Source organism: Streptomyces sp. NPDC102258, from assembly GCF_055584685.1.
Genome location: NZ_JBVJLO010000071.1, coordinates 1 through 1,878 on the forward strand (window position 1 = coordinate 1; position 1,878 = coordinate 1,878).

Below are 1,878 nucleotides of genomic sequence, written 5' to 3' on the forward strand. Positions count from 1 at the left end.
CCTCAACCTCACCGGCGTCACTCGATCAGTGACCACGCTGAAAACGCTCACTGATTCGGAGCGCCTGCTGCTGGTCTCCCCGGAGCTGGCGGAGGTGCTGACCGCGGTGATCTTCCGGGTCCGGGCTGGGAACGCCGCCCTGCCGCTGGTGTCGGCCTACGACGTGTTCGAGCAGACCTGGAGCCCGCCCATGCCGTTCCTGTTCCAACGCCGGTACGGCACCGAGGACCGGCCGCTGACCCGCAGCTACATCCGCGAGTGCTTGGTCGCGACCTCGCAGTCCGCCCAGATCACCGTGGCCGGCGACCCGCTCGAATGGCGTCCCCACGACTTCAGAAGGATCTTCGTGACCGACGCCATCCGCTCCGGACTGCCGCCGCACATCGCCGCGAAGATCTGCGGACACGCCGCTCTGGACACGACCATGGGCTATGCCGCGATCTACCCGGAGGACGTGATCACCCATCACCGGGCCTTCATCGCCCGGCGCAGAACCGAGCGGCCCAGCGAGGAGTACCGCGAGCTCACGGCCACCGAGTGGGACGAGTTCCTGGCCCACTTCGAACTCCGCAAGGTCGCCCTGGGAACCTGCGGCCGCGATTACGCGACGCCGTGCCAGCATGAAAACGCCTGCGTCAGATGTCCCCTACTTCTCGTGGACCCGGCCCAGATGCCACGCCTCCAGGAGATCCACGCCAACCTCATCGACCGGCTCCAGGAGGCCAGGGACCATGGCTGGTTCGGCGAGGTCGCCGCGATCGAGACGACTCTGGCCGCCGCCGCCCAGAAGCTGGAGGCCATGCGCGACCGTGCGGCCCAGCCGTCCATCGTCCACCTCGGCATGCCCGACATCCGTAGCAGCGTTGGTCGCATTACTCCGTAGCTGTGACAGATACGGCCGCGCAAGCCGGGCACGCTCATCCGTGGTGACGCAGCTGCCCATCTTGACTACCGGATTTCCGTCGAGACCGGGTCGAGGAAGAAGAGGCACTGCTTCGCGTTGAATTCGCCCACCTCGGCGACGAAGCGGAACTTATCGCCCGCGCGGACGGTGGCGGGGATCTCCGTGCCGGTCAGTTTCAGGTCGAGGATGTTGACGTCCTCGTACTTGAAGGCCGGGCCGATCCCCGTGTTCGGCCCCTTGTCGCCTGGGCCCAAAAGGAAGTCGTAGCGGGTGTCGTAGTCACCGTGGGGCGCCATGTGCACGATCGAGCCGTCGAAGGCGACCGTCTTGCCCTTGTACTTGGTCGCGAAGTCCGGGTTCGCGCTGTCGCAGGAGTCCGGCGTCGTCAGCAGCGCCGCGAACTCCCGGTTGTTCTGAGGCGTGATCACCTCAGCGGCAGCCGACCCGGGCGTGGTCGGAGTCGACGTGGCGGAGCGCTCTGCGCTCGCAGTGGCCGCCGTCGGTTTGTTCGACTCGTCCTTCTTCTCACCTCCGTCCTCGAGTGCCGCGGCTACGCCGATGACGATGGCCAGGATCACGAGGCCGCCGACCGCGGTGCCGATCAAGAGCCGCGGCAGGGGCTTCTTCGGCCGGCGGAAGTCGAGGGTGGAGCGCAGCATGCCCTGGGCCTGCTCCACGAGCTCCCAGCCGTCCTTCTGCATCTTCGAAATCACCACGCCGTCGGTGCCGCGAACAGTCTGCACGGTCTTGTACTCGTACTTGATCTCGTCGGCCATGCGGCTCCGCGCCCCCTAAATGAACTGTTCATACCAACTGCATCGCGAGCATAGGGGACTTCGCGAGGAACCAGGCCCGGCGAGGTCGCCGCGATCGAGGCCAGCCTCGTCGGCACCGAGCAGAAGCTCGTCGCCATGCGCGACCTCACTGAGCGTTTTCAGCGTTGCCTCTCCAGAGTGAGGACAGCCTTGGTGATG

Annotated in this window: 2 protein-coding genes; one reads left to right on the plus strand and one right to left on the minus strand. The window is 66.3% G+C overall.

All coding sequences use genetic code 11. The features are described from left to right. A partial coding sequence (locus ACZ6ZT_RS35175) for a tyrosine-type recombinase/integrase (RefSeq protein ID WP_469724512.1) occupies positions 1-883 on the plus strand: 883 nt, incomplete at its 5' end. A 65-nt stretch (positions 884-948) separates the two neighbouring features. Here the strand turns inward: ACZ6ZT_RS35175 and ACZ6ZT_RS35180 are convergent. Further along, a complete protein-coding gene (locus ACZ6ZT_RS35180; RefSeq protein WP_469724513.1) occupies positions 949-1,680 on the minus strand; it encodes a DUF4839 domain-containing protein in 732 nt (243 codons plus the stop codon). Between the last annotated feature and the right edge of the window lie 198 nt (positions 1,681-1,878).

Coding starts and splice junctions, on each gene's coding strand:
- ACZ6ZT_RS35180 (WP_469724513.1), bottom strand. CDS start 1,680: ATGGCCGACGAGATCAAGTACGAGTACAAGACCGTGCAGACTGTTCGC.